Origin of the sequence: Corynebacterium sp. HMSC077G07, assembly GCF_001809225.1 — a bacterium.
In the GTDB taxonomy this organism is placed as follows: domain Bacteria; phylum Actinomycetota; class Actinomycetes; order Mycobacteriales; family Mycobacteriaceae; genus Corynebacterium; species Corynebacterium jeikeium_D.
Genome location: NZ_KV796519.1, coordinates 17,359 through 36,034 on the forward strand (window position 1 = coordinate 17,359; position 18,676 = coordinate 36,034).

Genomic DNA, 18,676 nt, shown 5'->3' on the forward strand with positions numbered 1-18,676 from the left:
CCTTTTGGTGCCCCCAGTGGGACTCGAACCCACACTGAAAGGATTTTAAGTCCTCTGCCTCTGCCAATTGGGCTATAGGGGCCCCTAAGAAAGATTAATGGGCGATATGGGTGTCTACCAAACTCGCCACAATTCCGTCGAGGATATCCTTCTCGCTGATGTAGAAAAAGCGCTGCTCTTCCTTCGCTGCCTCGGAAAGCGGCAGCGCCTCAAACATGTCCATCAGACCGTCCACAATGATGGAACCGCCGGCGAAGACATCCGCGCGCTTCGGATGCATCACGGGATTGGCAGCGAGGGACTCCGCGTCGGTCTCAATCACGGACGCGGTCAGCGCACGCAACGCCGCAAAGCGCAGCTGCGACAGGTGGATTGCCTCCGGGTCGTAGGTTTCTAGCCCCTGTGCCAGCGCCGACAGCGTGGTGAAGGTCCCGGCGCAGCCGACGATGGTGCGAGCCTTGTCGACAGGCACCTTCGCAACAATCTCGTCGGCCAGCTCCGCAACATACGAACGCGCCTCCTGGACCTGTTCCGCCGTCGGTGGCGAGGCCTGCAGGAACCGTTCGGTCAAGCGCACACTGCCCATAGCCACGGAATCAGAACCGGCTACCGTACCATCGTGGTCACCGACAATAACCTCGGTGGAGCCACCGCCGACGTCAATGACGCAATACGGACCGAGCTCGGGCTCCAAGTCATCTACCGCCCCGCGGAAGGACAGCGCGGCTTCCTCGTCGCCGGAAATAACCTCGGCCTCTGCACCCCACGGAGCGAGAATCTCGCGGGTCATGGCGAAGAAATCGTCGCGGTTGCTTGCGTCGCGTGTCGCCGATGTCGCCACCATTCGGACTGCTTGCACTTTTTCGACCTGCATAAGCTCCGCATACTTCGTCAGAGCCTCCCGCACGCGCTCCAGCGCCTCTGGAGCCAGCATGCCAGTGGCATCCACGCCCTGGCCAAGGCGGACGATTTCCATCAGTCGGTGCAGTTCTGTGATTTCGAGAACTCCATCGACAACCTCGACCCGGCTGATAAGCAGGCGAAGCGAATTAGTGCCGCAGTCGACGGCAGCGAGGGTCGTCATTTATCCCTCCACCCCCGGATACGCAATACCGAGCTCGGCAATCGTGGGCCAATCTGCGGGAATCGCGGTGCCGCGCAGCTTCTCGTTCTCCGCCGCCAGCGCCACCGACTCAGTACCCAGTCGGAAGTGATTCGGCCCCTTGGCCAGCGCGTAGGCAATAAGAACGTGGAGGCACTTCACGCGCGTCGGCATTCCGCCACCGGAGAAGTCCGTGCCTAGGTCTTCCATCTCATTGCGCTCTGCCAGAAACGCCTCGTGCGCGCGCTGGTAATCGGCGGCGAGGTCTTCGTCGCTTTCCAGACGCGCGGTCATTTCTTTCATCACGCCGGTCGTCTCCAACCGGGAGGCCTCGGCGGTGAGTCGCGGATCAGTTAGGTAAAAGAGCGTGGGAAACGGAGTGCCATCGTCCAAGCGCGGCTTCGTCTTGACCACACCAGGAGTGCCGTCGGGGCTGCGGTAAGAGATGTCCACTACACCGCGCGGTTCACGTCCGAGCTGCTCCGCTATCACTTCCAAATCTGCGGTATCCACAGACATCGGTCACACTCCTTTTGCTTCCGTTTTACTGACACATAATCTCACAGTCGCCTTACAAGCGCGTTGTTTCGCTTTACGACGGCACACTCCGCCGCGCATGCAACCTCACCGAGAGGCTCAGGTAGCCGTATGGAGGTTTAGGACTCCGGTACCGTCGGCAAGCTCTCTGGCCTCGTTGCCTGATCGCGCCCCGGATTAGGGCGAGTCTCTTCGGGTTCGGGCGGGATGGAAATGGAATCCCACAGAGTCTCGTACCACTTCTTGGCCTGGTGCTGCGGAATTTCCTCCGGCTGCGTCACAGGCTGTTCGCCCACGGCCGGATCGAGGATACGGAATGGGGTCTCCCCCGGCTCTACCAGCCCCAGGCGCAGACGTGCCTGCTCCTTAACATAGGCAGGGTTGGAGTAAAGCTCCTTTTCATCCTCTAACTGCTTAATTCGCTGTTCCATGCGAGCAATATTGTCCTGCGTTGCGGCTACATCCGCCTGCTGTTGTGCAAAAGTCCGCAGCGGAATTGCGAGAACAGATACTAAGAAAAGCACCAGCAGACCAATACCGATCTTCTGTGCCGTGCTCAGCGAGCGCATTCCCGATGCGATTGCCGCTGCCGAACGCTGCCCCGCCCCTGCAGGGCGCGACTGTGTTCCGCGGCGAGATCGGTCCGATGCACTCATGTCCCACACTCTACCCGACCGCCAGCCGATGAAATAACAAAAACCCGCCCACCACCACGTGCGTGGTGCGGACGGGCAGTGCTAGACGCAGCTTTCGCAGCGCCTCAGCTCTTTACTTAAAACGCGGGAATGCGCTGCGACCAGCGTAGACAGCAGCGTCACCCAGGTACTCCTCGATGCGCAGCAGCTGGTTGTACTTAGCAACGCGCTCGGAGCGAGCCGGAGCACCGGTCTTGATCTGGCCACAGTTCAGGCCGACGGCCAGGTCAGCGATGGTGGTGTCCTCAGTCTCACCGGAGCGGTGGGACATCATGGACTTGTAGCCGGCGTTGTGAGCCATTGCGACGGCTTCGAAGGTCTCGGACAGGGTACCGATCTGGTTGACCTTGACCAGCAGAGCGTTAGCGGCCTTCTTCTCAATGCCCTCTGCCAGACGCTTCGGGTTGGTGACGAAGAAGTCGTCGCCGACGATCTGGACCTTGTCACCAAGCTGAGCAGTCAGGGTGGTGTAGCCCTCCCAGTCATCCTCCTGCAGCGGATCCTCGATGGAGACGATGGCGTAGTTCTCAACCAGGTCAGCGTAGACAGCTGCCATCTCCTCAGCGGTGTGCTCGCCGCCCTCGAAGTGGTACTTGCCGTCCTTGAAGAACTCGGAAGAAGCAACGTCGAGAGCCAGAGCGACATCGTCGCCCAGTTTGTAGCCTGCAGCCTCAATTGCCTCAACAATCAGGTCAAGAGCAGCCTTGGTGGAGTCAACCGACGGAGCGAAGCCGCCCTCATCACCGAGGCCAGTGGACAGGCCCTTGTCCTTAATGACCTTCTTGAGTGCGTGGTAGACCTCAGCACCGACGCGCAGTGCTTCCTTGAAGGTCGGGGCACCGATCGGTGCAATCATGAACTCCTGGACGTCAACGCCGGAGTCAGCGTGTGCGCCACCGTTGAGGATGTTCATCATCGGAACCGGCAGAACGTGACCGTTCGGGCCGCCGACGTAGCGGAACAGATCCAGGCCAGCGGACTCAGCAGCAGCCTTGGCAACAGCCATGGAAACACCCAGGATTGCGTTAGCACCCAGGCGGGACTTGTTGTCGGTGCCGTCCAGCTCAATCATGGTCTTGTCAACCAGACGCTGGTCCTCAGCCTCGAGGCCAATAATTGCGTCCTCAATCTCCTCGAGCACAGCGCGGACAGCCTTCTCGACACCCTTGCCCAGGTAACGGTCTCCGCCATCGCGGAGCTCGTGTGCCTCATGAACACCGGTGGAGGCACCGGACGGAACCGCAGCGCGGCCCACAGCGCCGTCTTCCAACAGCACCTCAACCTCAACGGTCGGGTTACCACGGGAGTCCAGAATTTCGCGTGCGTTCAACTCGATGATTGCAGCCATAGGTCACCTTTCCGCCGGAACCGTTCCGGCACATGACTCCAATTGTGGCACGGTTTGCCAACCTTCGCCTTAAATCCTTTTCACCCTATGCGGGCTGATTCAGCGCATAGTTCGCCGCAGCGTCCCGAACATCGCGAAGATACTGCTCAGACTGGTTATACGAGCGAATTGCAGATGCCCACCCTTCCGGGGTGGCGAGGTCGCGTTCCCCACTGCAGAGCATCCGTGCCGTGGTCGCAGTTGCGTCGTCGATGTTGTTGGGGTCGGCGACACCATCACCAGAAGCATCCATCGCAAAGCGATGCCAGGTCTCGGGAATAAACTGCATCGGCCCCACAGCGCGGTCGTACTCTGTGTCACCGTCGAGTTCGCCGTTGTCAGTATCAAGAACCTCAGCAAACCCACTCGTGCCGTCCAGCGGCGGACCGATAATCGTCGGGCGCACTACCCCATCGGCACCGATATGCGCCGGCTTGAGCCAATTGCCCGAGTACGTGCCGTGATTAGTCTCCACCTTGCCCAGTCCCGCAAGCGTGTTCCACTCCAGGTGGCAGTTCGGGAACTGTTCGGTCGCAATCACATATGCGTTGCCGTAGGCGCGGAGAGCGTCCTCAGAAATACCAGTCTTCGGGGAAATCTGCTGCGCCCACTGTCGGAGCTGCTCCGAGGTGCGCCCGGGCGCGTTGACATCAATCATCGGCGGTGGCTCAGCCGCAGCAGGCGGCACATTTTCCGGAATCGGCTTCTTGGTCAACGACGGGATAACGGGTCCAGTGAACATCGCCAACGCCCCAACCGTGCCAATGATAATCAGCACCGCCAGGGAGGTTAGACCGAGGCAGCCACATCCTCGCGAGGACTTCTTTTTCCCCTTACTGCGGCCACGCGACTTCGCCCCGCGGGGTGCGGGGTGCGCGTATTCATCAAAGGGAGAATTAGAAGGCATGGGGAATTACTCTACGGGTTAAACCGTAAAAATCACTCAAACTCGAGGACAGAAATCACTTTTACTGGAAACTAGCTGTCGCTTTCCGACGGGCCGAGGTCCTCAGCCTCTTCGTTATCTTCGCTGCCCGCTGCCCACTGCTCAACACTGCCGGCCTGCTGATTCTCCATCTGAGCCAGCTCAGCCAGGAATGCGCGTGAAGCCTGTCGGGTCCGCTCTTCAGCACCGGACTCAGTCTCCAGCCCCGGGGTCGGGACCAGAATCTCCACTGGAATGTCTGCATCGGACAGTCCCTGCGCACGTGCGCGGCGGATGGCTTCCTCAGCCAAAGTCAGAGCTGGCAGCTGTGTGGCCGGGTTCGAGCGCGGACGTCCGCGGCCGTAAGCCCACAGTCGCTCCTGTTCTTCCTCCGACACCATCTCTCCCTCGGCCACAGTGCCGTCGAAGAGGTACGGCTGACGAGCGCGCATCTTCAAAATAAAGTCGGTCGCCACATCGTCGAAGTCGAAGCCCTCCGCGATTTCAGCGTGGAAGAGGATCTGCAGCAGCAGATCTGACAGCTCGCTACGAATGTCACCGCCCTCGTTGACTGCGTCGACAAACTCGTAAGTCTCTTCAATGAGATACGGCAGCAGGCTCTTGTGCGTCTGGCGAGCTTCCCACTGCCCCGTGCGCCGTGCTGCCGCCATGATGTCCACGGCCTCGACGACGTGGGGCAGACGAGCTGCGGCAAGCTGTTCCTGCGGAGTCAGCGGTTCTGCAACAGGCTCTGCCCCTGGCTCTGCAACCGGTTCTGGCTCAGGTTCTTGCACCGAGTCCTGCTGGGGAGCCGCCACAACCCGAGCTGCCGGAGCTGCTGGGTCCGGCGCATCATCCAGCTCGACCGAGTAGACCTTCTCGCCCGCATCGAGGCGATCGAGTACCTCGTCGTTTCCCATATCGGTGGTGACCAGAATCTCCGCCTGGGACACCGAGTGCCCACCGGCGTCGGCAATTGCCCAACGCACACGGATCGGGACTTCTTCGGTGTAGCTGACTTCACCGGTCAGCAGGCTAGCGGCTTCCAGCGGAATCGCAGTTGGAAAGCGGCTATCGAGCTTGATGATAGTCATACGGTTTCTAGTCCTTTCCCATGTGCGAGATATCCATACGTGGAATTCCCGCCATCGATGTCAAGAAGTCTGCTACCCACTGCACCAATGCAATATCGCGGACAGGTTTTGCCCGCAACCCTCGCCCTTCCTTCGGCATTCCGACGGAAACCGTGCGCGTTGCCGCACGATAGGTCGCCTGTGGATACAGGCGCTTGAGACGCACCTGCTTGGAGTCAGCAAGCTCCATAGGGGTTATTCTAATGTGCGCACCCATGGCTTGAACTTCATGCACGCCGAATTCCCGGCAAATAATTCGAAGTCGTGAAATAACCGCCAGTCTCTCCACCTCAATGGGTGGGGTTCCGTAACGGTCAACGAGCTCTTCGAGCACTACGTCGATATCGTCCAGCGCACTGGCGGCAGCAAATTTGCGGTACGCCTCTAGACGCAGGCGTTCCGACGACACATATTCGGCCGGAATATTCGCATCGACCGGCAAATCGATCCGAACTTCCTTCGGTTCGTTATCGGAAGCATCCGGAGTTTCACCATCGGCCACTGCCTTCAGCGCGGCCACGGCCTCGCCAACCAGTCGGACGTACATATCGAAGCCGACACCGGCAATGTGACCGGACTGCTCCGCACCGAGGATATTTCCGGCGCCACGCATTTCCAGGTCCTTCATGGCCACAGCCATGCCGGCACCCAAGTCATTGTTCTGCGCGATCGTGGACAGACGGTCGTAGGAAGTCTCCGTCAGCGTCTGATTTTCCGGGTAGAGGAAGTAGGCATAGGCGCGCTCGCGGGAACGGCCCACACGACCACGCAGCTGGTGCAGCTGGGAAAGACCCATATGGTGGGCGTTTTCCACAATCAACGTATTGGCGTTGGCAATATCCAGGCCGGTCTCCACGATGGTGGTACACACCAGCACGTCGTACTCGCGCTGCCAGAAGCCATCGACCGTGCGCTCCAGCTGCTCCTCCCCCATCTGACCGTGGGCCACTACCACGCGGGCCTCGGGCACCAAATTGCGGATATTCTGGGCGACCTTGTCAATGGTTTCCACCTTATTATGCAGGTAGAACACCTGGCCGTCGCGAAGCAGCTCTCGCCTGATAGCAGCGGCGACCTGCTTGTCGGACTGCGCACCGACGTATGTCAGCACCGGGTGGCGGTCCTGCGGCGGGGTGAGAATCTGGCTCATCTCGCGGATGCCGGCAATCGACATTTCGAGCGTGCGCGGAATTGGCGTTGCGGACATGGTGAGCACGTCGACGTGGTGCCGTAGCGCCTTGATGTGTTCCTTGTGCTCGACACCGAAACGCTGCTCCTCGTCAACGATGACCAGGCCGAGTTCTTTCCACTGCACGCCGGTCTGAAGGAGACGATGCGTGCCGATAACAATGTCGACCGTCCCGTTCTTCAACCCTTCGAGGACCTCCTTGGAGTCCTTCGGCGAGGTGAAGCGGGACAGTCCACGGATGGTGACCGGGAAGCCCTCCATACGTTGAGTGAAAGTGGTCAAATGCTGCTGCGCCAGAAGCGTGGTCGGCACCAACACTGCCACCTGACGGCCATCTTGAACCGCTTTGAAAGCAGCACGCAGTGCCACCTCGGTCTTGCCGTAGCCGACATCGCCGATGAGCACGCGATCCATCGGCACCGGCTTTTCCATGTCGGACTTGATTTCGTCGATGGCCTGAAGCTGGTCCTCAGTCTCGGTGAAGGGGAAGTTATCCTCCATCTCCTGCTGCCATGGCGTATCCGGCGCGAACGCGTGGCCCGGCGCGGCTTGGCGCTCGGCGTAGAGCTTGACCAGCTCTTCCGCAATCTCGCGGACAGCGCCACGGGCCTTGCGCTTGGTGGACTTCCAGTCCGAGCCGCCCATCTTCGACAGCGCGGGCTTTTCACCGCCGACATAGCGCGACAGCAAATCCAGGCTCTCCATCGGCACGTAGAGCTGGTCAGAGGGGCCTCCGCGCTTGCTCGGTGCGTACTCGAGCACCACGTACTCGCGGCGCGCCTGATCCTCGCCCGTACCGATGGTGCGCTCAGTGAGCTTCACAAACCGACCGATGCCATGCGTGTCGTGTACGACATAGTCACCGGCCTTCAGCGCCAGCGGATCCACGCGACCACGGCGCTTCGCCGGCTTGCGGCGCCCACCAAGCGCACCTTCCGCGATGCGGTTACCTGTGATGTCCTGCTCGGTAATCAGAGTCAGCGCGCCACCGGGGATTCGCGGGAACACCAGGCCACCGTGCAAAACACCCTGGTAGACCGTAATTCTTCCGGACTCGGGATACTCCGGGCCCGCCGCCATGCGCGTCGCAATTCCGGCTTCCCTAAACTTTTCCGCTTGCCGACGCGCCCCCGCGGGCGTCGCCGCCACGTACGCCACTCGCTCCCCCGCGACCGTGGCATCGCGCAGCTGCTTCATCAGGTGACCAATTTCCTTTAAGTCGCCGCGTGGCGCGGGCCCAGGCTCGAAGGTCAGTGGCAGCACATCATCTTCGGTGACTCCCGCCTCCAACATGCCGGGCGGGGAAATATGCCACGAAGTGGGCATCGGGATAGAGGCCAAGCTGCGGTACGCGCTGGGCTCCAGCCCATCCGTGGCGATTGGCGCCGAGCCACCCATCGCAGCAGTTTCCCACGCTGCGGCCATAAACTCCTCGCCTGCACTGATCAAGTCTTGTGCGCGGGAGCGAATGCGCTCCGGCCCGCACATGAGCACATGCGTTTTCTCCGGCATGACCTCGGTGAGCATCTTCATCGGATGCTGACTAATCAGTGGGATCAGCGATTCCATGCCCTCCACCCACTGGCCATCGCCGATGCGGGTGAGCATTTCTTGGACCTGACCCGAGCGCGTGGTGGCGAGTTTCTCCGCGGCGGCCTTCACATCGTCGTCGATAAGCAGTGCACGACACGGGAAGATATCCAGCTGGTCGACCTCTACCTCAGAGATCGTGCGCTGGTCAGCGACGGAAAAGGCGCGCAGGTCGGTGACCTCGTCACCCCAGAGCTCGATACGTACCGGCAGCTCTTCGGTCGCAGGGAAAACATCGACGATGCCGCCACGCACGGCAAACTGGCCACGCCTGCCGACCATGTCCACATGCGAATAGCCGTGATGCACCAGCCGCTCAACCAGGTTCTCGCAGTCCCGGTCCAGTTGGACGTGAATGGGGGCGCTGGCTTCAGCCTCGAGGTCGTCCACAATCGGCTGCACCAACGAGCGCACCGCCGCAATCAGAACGTCGACTTTGCCCCGGCGAACGTCGTAAAGCGCCTTACGACGCTGCGCCACGGTATCCACCGCTGGCGAAAGCTTCTCATGCGGGAGCGTCTCCCACGAGGGGAACATAGCTACACGGTCGCCGATCATAGACTTGACCTCGGCAGTCAGGTCCTCCGCCTCACGGCCGGTAGCCGTGATGACCAGCACCGGCACCTTCGTAGACATGGCGTAAATAAGGTGCGAACGCACCGCGTCCGCACCCGTGAGCGCCAGCTCGTCTTCGCCGATGCGCCCGAGCACGCCGACAAATTGAGGATCCGTGACAACGAGGCTTTCCAGCCCCGACAGCGGGTTCGGCAGAATGCTGGGTGTGGCTTTCGCCGAGGAAGACGCAGAAGTTGGCATAGCCCCAATATAACCATGCACCCCGGATCCACCCTGCGTGCTGGTTAGCCGTTCTCCGCCACCTGCATCGGGTCCGCTGCGGCACCTGCGCCGAACTTCGCGCCCTCAGCGGCCGCTGGCACATCAGCGGAGCCATGCAGAGTCGGAGAACCCTCCATGCCGGCCAGCCCGTTCCAACACAGGTTTACGATGTGCGCCGCCACTGTCTCCTTATCCGGACTGCGCTTCTCCATCCACCAGCGAGCGGTCTGCGAAACCATACCGACCATGCAGTTTCCGTAGAGCACCGACATGGCCGGGTCGAAGCCGGCGCGTTTGAAAGCCTCGGCGAGGATAGGCGTAACCGACTCAGTGGCATTATTCAGCAGCGTCTCATAGCCACCCGCCACGCCGGGGTCGCGAGAAATAATGGAGAATCCCTCCGGGTTTTCCTCCACATAAGTCAGCAGTGCCAACACCGCCTGTTCGATGCGGTAACGCGAGCGTCCCAGGGACAACGCTTCCCTAATCGTGGCCTCCAGGGTCTTCATCTCCTGGTCGACGACTGCCTGGTAGAGCCGCTCTTTGGTACCGAAATGCTCGTAGACAACCGGCTTAGATACCCCAGCTGCGGCAGCGATCTCCTCCATTGAGGCGGCATCAAGCCCCTTGGCGGCAAAGATTCCACGGCTGACTTCTGTCAGCTGAGCTTTGCGCTGTGGACCGGTCATACGTCGTCTCGGAGAATTGGAGGCCATGCTTTTAGATTAGTGGCTAAAGTCTTGCTATCGTATATCGCAGGCGCAAGCGAGTTGGCTGAGTCGAATCAGCCATGCAATTTTTCGCGTTTGCCCCATTCTCCCATGGTGTAATGGCAACACTCCGGTTTTTGGTACCGGCATTCTAGGTTCGAGTCCTGGTGGGAGAGCAAGCGGGGGGCCGGCCCCTTAATTAAGAAGTGACTTTTCGCCCCGCCGTGACCGTGATGCACCCTGACCGAGGAGTAGCAAGTTTCATGTCGAACGGTTCGGCCACCGCTGTGGTCATTCTCGCCGCGGGTCAAGGCACCCGAATGAAATCCGATACGCCGAAAATGCTGCACGCTATCGGCGGTCGTACCATGTTGGAGCACGCGCTCTATGCCGCCAAGGGCATTAATCCGGATGAGATTGCTGTTGTCGTTGGCCACCAGCGCGAAAAGGTAATCGACGCCATCGGGACTTGGGCCTCGGACACCGAGCACTCCAACGGTGTCGTCATTGCCCACCAGGACGAGCAAAACGGTACCGGCCACGCTGTTCAGTGCGCGCTGGAGCACCCCGAGCTGCAGAACTTCGATGGCACCATCCTGGTGACCACTTCCGATGTTCCGCTGCTGGATTCCGAAGCGCTCCAGGCGCTGCTCGAAGAACACAACCGCAAGCCACGCGCTGCCGTGACTGTGCTGACCTCCACTGCTGACAACCCGCACGGCTACGGCCGCATCGTTCGCAACGCCGACGGCGAAGTTCTGCGCATCGTGGAGGAAAAGGATGCCTCCGACGAGGAACGCGAGATCACCGAGGTCAACTCCGGTGTCTACGCATTTGATGCCGAGACCCTGGCAAACGCTCTCAAGCAGCTGGACACCAACAATGCCCAGGGCGAGCTCTACCTCACCGATGTCATCGGCATCGCCCGTGAGGCCGACCGCTCAGTGCGAGGCCACCGCCTCGCCGATGCCACCGTCGTCGCCGGTGTCAATGACCGCGTCCAGCTGGCTACCCTTGGCCGCGAGCTCAACCGTCGCACCTGCGAGGCAGCTATGCGCGGGGGCGCCACTATCGTCGATCCGGACACCACGTGGATTGACGTTGAGGTGGAAATCGGCCGCGACGTCACGATTCTGCCGGGCACGCAGCTGCACGGCAAGACCGTGATTGGCGACGAGGCCACCGTGGGACCGGACACGACACTGACCAACATGGTCGTCGGCAAGCGCGCCAGCGTCGTACGTACACACGGTTCCGATTCGGAGATCGGCGAGGATGCGACGGTCGGACCGTTCACCTACATTCGCCCGAACACCAAACTCGGTGTCGGCGCGAAGCTCGGCGGCTTCGTAGAAGCGAAGAACGCGCAGATCGGAAACGGTTCGAAGGTTCCGCACCTGACCTACGTCGGCGATGCGGAGATTGGCGAGCACTCCAACATTGGTGCCTCCAGCGTGTTCGTGAACTACGACGGTGTCAACAAGCACCGCACCATTATCGGCTCGCATGTTCGCACCGGCTCCGACACCATGTTCATCGCTCCGGTGACCGTGGGTGATGGTGCGTACTCAGGTGCAGGTACTGTTATTAAGGACGACGTTCCTCCGGGAGCATTGGCGGTCAGTGGTGGCCGTCAGCGCAACATCGAGGGATGGGTCGAGCGGAAGCGTCCAGGTACCGCTGCTGCTGAGGCATCGAAGGCGGCTCAGGTAGCTGACAACGCTGACAACAACAAGGAAGACCAGGAAGGCTAGACGGCAGATGACCGGCCAGTGGATCGATAACCAAAAGAACCTCATGCTCTTCTCCGGAAGGGCACACCCGGAATTGGGCGAGGCAGTTGCCAAGGAGCTCGGCACAGAGCTGACTCCGATGACCGCTCGTGATTTTGCCAACGGCGAAATCTTCGTGCGCTACGAGGAATCCGTCCGCGGTTCCGATGCCTTCGTACTGCAGGCGCACCCGGCACCGCTGAACAAGTGGCTCATCGAGCAGCTGATTATGATTGACGCGCTCAAGCGCGGTTCGGCCAAGCGCATCACCGCTATCCTGCCGTTCTTCCCATACGCCCGCCAGGACAAGAAGCACCGTGGCCGTGAGCCGATTTCCGCTCGCCTGGTCGCTGACCTGCTCAAGACCGCAGGCGCTGACCGCATCGTCTCCGTGGACCTCCACACCGACCAGATTCAGGGCTTCTTCGATGGCCCGGTCGATCACATGCACGCCATGCCGATTCTGTCGGAGTACATCAAGAAGAACTACTCCCTGGACAACCTGGTCGTGGTCTCCCCTGACGCCGGCCGTGTGAAGGTTTCCGAGAAGTGGGCCAACACCCTGGGCGACGCCCCGCTGGCCTTCATTCACAAGACCCGTTCCGTCGATGTCGCAAACCAGGTTGTCGCCAACCGCGTGGTCGGCGAGGTCTCCGGTAAGACCTGTCTGCTCATCGACGACATGATTGACACCGGCGGCACCATCGCCGGCGCTGTCAAGGTGCTGCGTGAGGCTGGCGCTGAGGATGTCATCATCGCTACCACGCACGGCGTCTTCTCCGACCCAGCTCGCGAGCGCCTGTCGAAGTGCGGTGCCCGCGAGGTCATCACCACCGATACCTTGCCGCAGTCCACCGAGGGCTGGGACAACCTGACCGTCCTGCCAATCGCACCACTGCTGGCTAAGACGATCCACGAGATCTTCGAAAACGGTTCCGTCACCACCCTCTTCGAGGGTCAGGCATAAGTTCTTTCCGCTTGCCGACGGGCACCCCGCCGCGACCAGCAACCTAGTTTTGCTGGTGGTGGCGGGGTTTGCTGTTTGACCTGTTAGTCCACTACAATTTCTCCGGTAAGTCTCGGCGAGGGCGGCCACAGTAGGTGGTTGCCGTTATCGACGCGACGCTCGCAGCCCAACTTTTGCGCCCACGGTGGCATGGATGCGGCACGTGCTCGACTCGACGACTCAATATCGAATCGTTTAGGAGTCCATTTTCATGGCAAAGCCCAACATCATCAAGATTGATGCCCGTAACCGCACCGAGTTCGGCAAGGGTGCCGCTCGCCGTGCCCGCGTTGCTGGCGACATCCCGGTTGTCATCTACGGCGCTGACCTGGATGCCCCGAAGCACATCCTCGTTGACACTCTGGATTTCCACGCTGTCATCCGTAACCACGGTGTCAATGCTGTTCTGGACGTCAACATCGAGGGCGAGTCCCAGCTGTCCATGGTTAAGGCTGTTGACCAGAACCCGCTGACCCTCGACATCGACCACGCTGACCTGCTCGCCATTCACCGTGACGAGAAGGTTGAGGTTGAGGTTCCGGTCGTTCCGACTGGCGAGCTCGCTCCGGGCGCCCTGCTCATGCAGGATGCCGAGACCATTCTGGTCAACGCACCGGTTCTGGCTATTCCGGAAGAGATCGAGGTCTCCGTCGAGGGCGCAGAGGTCGGCACCATGGTTCACGCCGGCGACGTTACCCTGCCGGAGGGCCTGGTCCTCACCGACGACGCTGACCTGCTCATCTTCAACATTGTCGAGCCGGAGGAAGAGCCGGCTGGTGACGTCGATGCCGATATCGAGGGCATGGGCGAGGCTGAGACCCCGGATGAGCCAGCTGAGGAAGAGGCTGCTGAGTAGTTAACCTCTCGCATGCTTAGCTAACACAGCTGCGTAAGAAAGGGACGGACTTTTGTCCGTCCCTTTCTTTTTTCTGAAACTCCCCGAAGTCAGAAGTCCGCGCGCTGTGTGCCAAGATTGAACTCATGAACGCCTCCACCACACCTTTGCTTGTCGTGGGGCTCGGCAACCCTGGGCCCAAATATGAACTCACCCGCCATAACGTCGGGCATCTGGTGCTAGATGAACTAGCCAGCCGCACTTCTCCGATGCCGTCGTCGTTTAGCGTGCACAAGAAGTCGAATGCTGAGATAGTCCAGACTCGGTTCAAGACTTCCGACGGTGGCGAGCGGCAGGTGATTCTGGCTAAGCCCCGGACGTACATGAACCTGTCGGGTGGACCGGTCGCGGCGCTGACAAAGTTCTTCAACGTCGCACCTACCGACGTCGTGGTAGTCCACGATGAGCTGGACCTGGACCCGGGCGTGGTGCGCCTCAAGCGCGGCGGGGGCGAGAATGGCCACAATGGCCTGCGCTCGACCACGAAGTCGTTGGGCACGAAGGACTACATGCGGGTGCGTATTGGCATTGGCCGTCCTCCGGGCCGCCAAGATCCGGCGGACTACGTGCTGCGTAATTTCAATGCTAAGGAACGCGAGGAGCTCGCTTTCACTCTGCCCACTGCTGCGGAGGCGGTGGAGCTAATCGCCAGCCACGGGCTGGAGATTGCGCAGAACCAGATTCACGGGCGGTAGCAGTAGCGGGAAGGGGGCTATTTTCACGTTCCCGGGAGCTTCAGTCTTTACAGCTCGTCGGTGTTCGTGCTGCTCGGCGTTTTCGTCGGCGTTTTCGCTCTGTCCACCGAGCGCCTGGCGGTGGGATTCGGGAAGCTGCGGCAGGGCGCCCGTGAGGGCATCGACCAGGTGATGAGGATCAGGCGCCCGAGGAGCTCCCCGTCCGGCACGCCCACGACTCGGCGTAGCGGCCGCCCTTCGCCAGCAATTCATCGTGCGTGCCCCGTTCTGCGACCGTCCCGTCCTCCGAAAGCACGACGATGAGGTCGGCATCGCGAACGGTGTGCAGGCGATGGGCGACGACAATCACGGTGCGATCGCCGCGCAACGCCTCCATCGTGCCGACGATCGCCCGCTCAGTGGCCGCATCCAGCGAGGACGTCGGCTCGTCGAGAAGCACCACCGGGGAATCCTTCAGAAGCGCCCGGGCGATGGCGAGGCGCTGCCGCTCGCCTCCCGACAGCAGCGTCCCCTCCTCCCCCACCGGGGTATCCCACCCGGAAGGCAGCAGCTCCACGATGCGGTCCACCCCGGAACGCCGGGCGGCCTCGCGCAAGCGATCCCCGTCACCGGGCTCGGAACCGAATCCGGGATCGGCGAAGACCACGTTGTCCCGCACGGACGCGTCGAAAAGGAACGTCTCCTGGAACACCGGGGTCACCAGCGAGTTCACGCCGTCGGTGCCAATCCGAGGCAAGGGTACCCCGCCGATGAGGACCTCCCCCGAGTCCGGATCATGAAAACGCGACAGCAGCCGCATGACCGTCGTCTTGCCCGCCCCCGACGGTCCCACTACGGCAACCAGCGCTCCCTGAGGTGCACGGAAGCTGACGCCGTCGAGAACCTTCTTATCCCCGTACCCGAAGCTCACGTCGCGGAACTCCACGTCATGCCCGTCGGGCAGCTCCGGTGCGGCAGGTTCGGGAAGGGCGGGGATTGCCCGCAGGTCACGCAACGCAGCCAACGTGTTGCGGCCCGCACCGAAACCGCCGGACAACGCTCCCGCCGTGGTGATCGGTCCGGTGAACTGGACGACCACGATGAGCATCGGCGCCAAATGCGCCGGCGCCATCCCGCCCGTCGCGGCGACTGCCACGGCGACTATCACCGCCGCCGTGAACACCGCATGGACGACCGAACCCAGTCGTCCGATGGCCGCCCCCTGCGTCGACGTCGCCTTCGCGAACGCATCGTGTTGGGCCCGGATTGCCTCATCCACCATCGCGTCCGCCGCCGAACCGTCGCCCGCGGCGCGAATCGCCTGCTGGCAGCGGGTGAACTCGATCAGCCTGCCGGAGACGGCAGCGACGGCGTCAGCATGCGCTTCGTCCGACTCCCCGCCGACCCGACCAATGGCCCGGTAGGCGAAGAAGATCACCGGCGCCGACGCGACGAGAACCAAACCGACGCGCCAATCCACCGCCAGAATTCCGAAGGCGATGACGGTCGGCGCAACCGCCGCGGCGATGACAGGCCGCAGGATCACGTGCGGCACGGACGCCGCGAACGCGATACCCGACGATGCCATCTCCGAAAAGCGGCCGGCCGTGGACTTGGTGACGTACCCGAGTGGCAACGTCAGCACGCGTTCGCCCAGGGAACGCAGCAGGGACGACAGCACCGCTGCGGAATTCGCCCTGCCGACCGTCCCCGCGGCGAGAGACAGCACCGCATGGGCGGCCGCGAGGCCGGCGATGACGCCGGTGAAACGCCACGCCGTCGCATCATCTCCCTCGGCCAGAGCCGACAGCAGCGGCAGCAGCGCGACGAACGCCGCTCCGTGAGCCAGCGCGGCAAGCGCGGCCAACGCAATGAGCCACGCCAGCGTCATTCTCGAGCGCCGATCCGTCATCGACCACAAGTCCCGAATCATCGGTTCCCCGCCTTTTCATCGTCTAATTCAGTGCCCCGCGGGGCGGATGGTTCGTCGTCGAGCGCGAACGCGCGCCACAAATCCCGGTAGCGGCCACCGCGCGCAAGCAACTCGTCGTGGGTACCCGCCTCCGCGACCGCTCCCCCGTCGAGAACGAGGATGCGGTCGGCGTTGCGGATCGTGCTCAACCTGTGCGCGATCACAATCACCGTCCGTGAACGGGCCAAACGCTCGATTGCGGACTGGATGAGGGCCTCGGAAGCCGGATCCGCGTAAGCGGTTGCCTCGTCGAAGATGAGCACCGGCGCGTCCGTGACGATCGACCTCGCGATGGCCACGCGCTGCGCCTCACCACCGGAAAAGGTCACGTCGACGTTGACCACCGAATCCAGGCCCTTCGGCAGCGCCGCGATGACCGCATCGAGGTTCGCGAGCTTCGCGGCCGCCATGATTTCGCCGTCGGTGGCGTCTCTCCTGGCCAGCCGGATGTTCTCCCGCAACGGCAGCGTGAGCAACTGCGGATCTTGGAACACCACCGACACCGAGCGGTGCACGTCACGCACGGCGATGTCGCGAAGATCGGCGCCGCCCAGCAGCACCGAGCCTTCAACGGGGTCGTAGAAACGCGCCAACAGCCGGGCGACGGTGGACTTTCCGGAACCGGAGGACCCCACCAGCGCAGTGAGGGTCCCCGGTTCGAACGTCGCGGACATCCCGTCGAGGACCCGCGGCCCATCGCCGTAGGAGAAGACCAGGTTCCGGGCCTCGAGCGCGCCTCCGCGCGCGGGCACCGGATCGGCGGGCTCGACGATCGGCGGCGTGCCCAGCACCTCCGCGATGGACTTCAGGGCAGCGATCCCCGCGATGATGGGTTCGGAGTTCATGGCCACCCGCACGATCGCCGCGGAGAGTCCAAGGCCGAGAACCAGCCCGGCGACGAGCCCCTCCGGTAGGCCGCCCGCGGCGTCCCTCAGAGCGAGGCCGGCCCCGCACACCACTGCGAGGACTGTGATCGGGGACGTCACCACGTCGATGACCCCGAGATAGATGTTCGACTGCCGGGACCAGGCAGACCACGCACGGACGAACGACAGCGCCGCGGCATCGTAGCGACCCGCGCCCTGGTTGGCGCGTCCGAAGGACTTCATCACTGAGATACCTCGCACCAACTCGATGACCGCGGCCGTCACTCCTTCGGAGGCTCGCTCGTAGTCGCGCTGAAGACCGGCTCCGCGCGAAATCATCACGCCCATCAGGGCGAAGGTGACCAGCACCGGGACGACCGCCACCGCCGCAATCCGCCAATCCACCGCAACGAGCGCGATGAGGGAAAGCATGGGAACCAGCACCGCCACCACGGTCTCACCGACGGTGTGGCCCATGAGCTGGTGGATAGCCGCGACGTCCTTCTCAACCGACCCGATGATTCCCGACGAGCGCCGGGCGTCCAGCCAGCCCAGCGGCAACTTCCGGATTTGGGCGACCAGCCGGCGCCGAAGGTGGAGCTGCAGGTCGTTATCCGCCCGGTGCGAGAGCATACCGGCGGCGCCGTCCGCGGCCATGCGCACCGTTGCGGCGACGACGATGACAGCCACGGCCAACCACGTCCGATGCTCCGGGGCCTCCGGGTACGTCATCGCGATGTCGATGATGCCGACCAGCGAAGCGACGGTAGCCACCGACGACAGGACGGATAACGCGACCACCGCACGCATCCGGGTCCGGATCGGGGCGAGCAGCGACCACGGGCTTACGGTCCCGTCCACGGCGCTCACTTGCCCGCCTCCCCGATCGTGCTTTTCTTCGTGAGAGTGCAGAAGTACACCATGCCGGCGCGTGAGGCTCCGCCCAGCTTCAGCCCGTTGGCTTCGGCGAGGTCCTCGAGCTCGCTGCCCCGGAACACCCGGTGGCCCATCTTCGCCATGACGGCCATGTCGACCCGCTCGTTCACGTCGGGATCCTCGGCGAACGTCTGCACGTAAGCGATGCCGCCGTCGGCGAGCAGCCCGGCGACCCTGCCGAGCACAGCACCCGCATCCTTCATTTGGTGGAGCGCGCCGCACACCCAGATTTCATCGGTCCCGCCGGGCTCTCCCGCGAGCGGCGCGAGGACGTCGGCGACGTGGAATTCCGTCCGGGCCCCGAGCCCTTCGACGGCGGCGGCGTCCATCGGTTCACGCGCATAGCGGCTGAGGAACCTCGGCTGGACCTTGTCCTGGTAGGCCGCGAGGAGTCTGCGGTTGTTCTGGACGATCTGGGCAATCGACTTCATCTGGTTCTGTCTCCGGGGT

Annotated in this window: 15 protein-coding genes and 2 tRNA genes; 5 read left to right on the top strand and 12 right to left on the bottom strand. The window is 62.4% G+C overall.

The annotated features are described in order from the left end of the window. Nucleotides 1-5: 5 nt before the first annotated feature. The 9 genes from HMPREF2562_RS00840 to HMPREF2562_RS00880 form a co-directional block, all read right to left on the bottom strand. Nucleotides 6-82, bottom strand: a tRNA-Leu gene (locus tag HMPREF2562_RS00840). A gap of 12 nt (nt 83-94) precedes the next feature. Then, the gene (locus tag HMPREF2562_RS00845; protein WP_049172251.1) at nt 95-1,084 is read right to left on the bottom strand and encodes a Ppx/GppA phosphatase family protein; all 990 of its coding nucleotides are present in this window, start codon (nt 1,082-1,084) and stop codon (nt 95-97) included. Next, complete coding sequence (locus HMPREF2562_RS00850; RefSeq protein ID WP_070549394.1) at nt 1,085-1,621, bottom strand: DUF501 domain-containing protein; 537 nt, start codon at nt 1,619-1,621, stop codon at nt 1,085-1,087. Between the two features lie 137 nt (nt 1,622-1,758). Further along, nucleotides 1,759-2,295, bottom strand: a complete 537-nt coding sequence (locus tag HMPREF2562_RS00855; RefSeq protein ID WP_048733957.1) for an FtsB family cell division protein — start codon at nt 2,293-2,295, stop codon at nt 1,759-1,761. A gap of 112 nt (nt 2,296-2,407) precedes the next feature. Next, on the bottom strand, nt 2,408-3,682 hold the full coding sequence (eno, locus tag HMPREF2562_RS00860; protein ID WP_048733955.1) for a phosphopyruvate hydratase: 1,275 nt from the start codon (nt 3,680-3,682) through the stop codon (nt 2,408-2,410). Between the two features lie 85 nt (nt 3,683-3,767). Beyond that, entirely contained in the window at nt 3,768-4,628 is an 861-nt protein-coding gene (locus tag HMPREF2562_RS00865; RefSeq protein WP_070549396.1) for a lytic transglycosylase domain-containing protein, read from the bottom strand. Between the two features lie 71 nt (nt 4,629-4,699). After that, the gene (locus HMPREF2562_RS00870) at nt 4,700-5,740 is read right to left on the bottom strand and encodes a MazG nucleotide pyrophosphohydrolase domain-containing protein (RefSeq protein WP_070549398.1); all 1,041 of its coding nucleotides are present in this window, start codon (nt 5,738-5,740) and stop codon (nt 4,700-4,702) included. 7 nt (nt 5,741-5,747) lie between these two features. Next, nucleotides 5,748-9,374, bottom strand: coding sequence for a transcription-repair coupling factor (gene mfd, locus HMPREF2562_RS00875; protein ID WP_070549400.1), 3,627 nt, complete (start codon nt 9,372-9,374; stop codon nt 5,748-5,750). Nucleotides 9,375-9,418: 44 nt separating this feature from the next. Further along, nucleotides 9,419-10,111 (bottom strand): TetR/AcrR family transcriptional regulator, encoded by a 693-nt coding sequence (locus HMPREF2562_RS00880; protein WP_141744756.1) that lies wholly within the window; start codon nt 10,109-10,111, stop codon nt 9,419-9,421. A 99-nt stretch (nt 10,112-10,210) separates the two neighbouring features. Here HMPREF2562_RS00880 and HMPREF2562_RS00885 point away from each other — a divergent pair. The 5 genes from HMPREF2562_RS00885 to pth all read left to right on the top strand — a co-directional run bounded on the left by HMPREF2562_RS00885 (nt 10,211) and on the right by pth (nt 14,473). Beyond that, nucleotides 10,211-10,281 (top strand) — tRNA-Gln (locus HMPREF2562_RS00885). Between the two features lie 87 nt (nt 10,282-10,368). Then, on the top strand, nt 10,369-11,859 hold the full coding sequence (glmU, locus tag HMPREF2562_RS00890) for a bifunctional UDP-N-acetylglucosamine diphosphorylase/glucosamine-1-phosphate N-acetyltransferase GlmU (protein WP_070429657.1): 1,491 nt from the start codon (nt 10,369-10,371) through the stop codon (nt 11,857-11,859). A 7-nt stretch (nt 11,860-11,866) separates the two neighbouring features. Continuing rightward, entirely contained in the window at nt 11,867-12,844 is a 978-nt protein-coding gene (locus HMPREF2562_RS00895) for a ribose-phosphate diphosphokinase (RefSeq protein WP_016423206.1), read from the top strand. A gap of 250 nt (nt 12,845-13,094) precedes the next feature. Continuing rightward, nucleotides 13,095-13,739 (top strand): 50S ribosomal protein L25/general stress protein Ctc, encoded by a 645-nt coding sequence (locus HMPREF2562_RS00900; RefSeq protein WP_049172236.1) that lies wholly within the window; start codon nt 13,095-13,097, stop codon nt 13,737-13,739. 125 nt (nt 13,740-13,864) lie between these two features. Continuing rightward, nucleotides 13,865-14,473 (top strand): aminoacyl-tRNA hydrolase, encoded by a 609-nt coding sequence (gene pth, locus HMPREF2562_RS00905; protein ID WP_049172234.1) that lies wholly within the window; start codon nt 13,865-13,867, stop codon nt 14,471-14,473. A gap of 178 nt (nt 14,474-14,651) precedes the next feature. Here pth and HMPREF2562_RS00910 read toward each other — a convergent pair whose 3' ends face one another. From HMPREF2562_RS00910 to HMPREF2562_RS00920, 3 genes are read right to left on the bottom strand one after another with little or no spacing between them, the layout of a single operon-like run. Beyond that, nucleotides 14,652-16,385 (bottom strand): ABC transporter ATP-binding protein, encoded by a 1,734-nt coding sequence (locus HMPREF2562_RS00910; protein WP_070549402.1) that lies wholly within the window; start codon nt 16,383-16,385, stop codon nt 14,652-14,654. Further along, complete coding sequence (locus tag HMPREF2562_RS00915; RefSeq protein ID WP_070549403.1) at nt 16,382-18,160, bottom strand: ABC transporter ATP-binding protein; 1,779 nt, start codon at nt 18,158-18,160, stop codon at nt 16,382-16,384. The genes HMPREF2562_RS00910 and HMPREF2562_RS00915 overlap by 4 nt, the downstream gene beginning before the upstream one ends. Beyond that, nucleotides 18,157-18,657: a class I SAM-dependent methyltransferase gene (locus tag HMPREF2562_RS00920; protein WP_070549420.1), complete on the bottom strand. Its 501-nt coding sequence runs from the start codon at nt 18,655-18,657 to the stop codon at nt 18,157-18,159. The genes HMPREF2562_RS00915 and HMPREF2562_RS00920 overlap by 4 nt, the downstream gene beginning before the upstream one ends. Between the last annotated feature and the right edge of the window lie 19 nt (nt 18,658-18,676).

Bases quoted from the DNA above. Each gene is read 5' to 3' on its own strand.
- HMPREF2562_RS00845 (WP_049172251.1), bottom strand. From the start codon at position 1,084: ATGACGACCCTCGCTGCCGTCGACTGCGGCACTAATTCGCTTCGCCTG.
- HMPREF2562_RS00850 (WP_070549394.1), bottom strand. From the start codon at position 1,621: ATGTCTGTGGATACCGCAGATTTGGAAGTGATAGCGGAGCAGCTCGGA.
- HMPREF2562_RS00855 (WP_048733957.1), bottom strand. From the start codon at position 2,295: ATGAGTGCATCGGACCGATCTCGCCGCGGAACACAGTCGCGCCCTGCA.
- eno (WP_048733955.1), bottom strand. From the start codon at position 3,682: ATGGCTGCAATCATCGAGTTGAACGCACGCGAAATTCTGGACTCCCGT.
- HMPREF2562_RS00865 (WP_070549396.1), bottom strand. From the start codon at position 4,628: ATGCCTTCTAATTCTCCCTTTGATGAATACGCGCACCCCGCACCCCGC.
- HMPREF2562_RS00870 (WP_070549398.1), bottom strand. From the start codon at position 5,740: ATGACTATCATCAAGCTCGATAGCCGCTTTCCAACTGCGATTCCGCTG.
- mfd (WP_070549400.1), bottom strand. From the start codon at position 9,374: ATGCCAACTTCTGCGTCTTCCTCGGCGAAAGCCACACCCAGCATTCTG.
- HMPREF2562_RS00880 (WP_141744756.1), bottom strand. From the start codon at position 10,111: ATGGCCTCCAATTCTCCGAGACGACGTATGACCGGTCCACAGCGCAAA.
- glmU (WP_070429657.1), top strand. From the start codon at position 10,369: ATGTCGAACGGTTCGGCCACCGCTGTGGTCATTCTCGCCGCGGGTCAA.
- HMPREF2562_RS00895 (WP_016423206.1), top strand. From the start codon at position 11,867: ATGACCGGCCAGTGGATCGATAACCAAAAGAACCTCATGCTCTTCTCC.
- HMPREF2562_RS00900 (WP_049172236.1), top strand. From the start codon at position 13,095: ATGGCAAAGCCCAACATCATCAAGATTGATGCCCGTAACCGCACCGAG.
- pth (WP_049172234.1), top strand. From the start codon at position 13,865: ATGAACGCCTCCACCACACCTTTGCTTGTCGTGGGGCTCGGCAACCCT.
- HMPREF2562_RS00910 (WP_070549402.1), bottom strand. From the start codon at position 16,385: ATGATTCGGGACTTGTGGTCGATGACGGATCGGCGCTCGAGAATGACG.
- HMPREF2562_RS00920 (WP_070549420.1), bottom strand. From the start codon at position 18,657: ATGAAGTCGATTGCCCAGATCGTCCAGAACAACCGCAGACTCCTCGCG.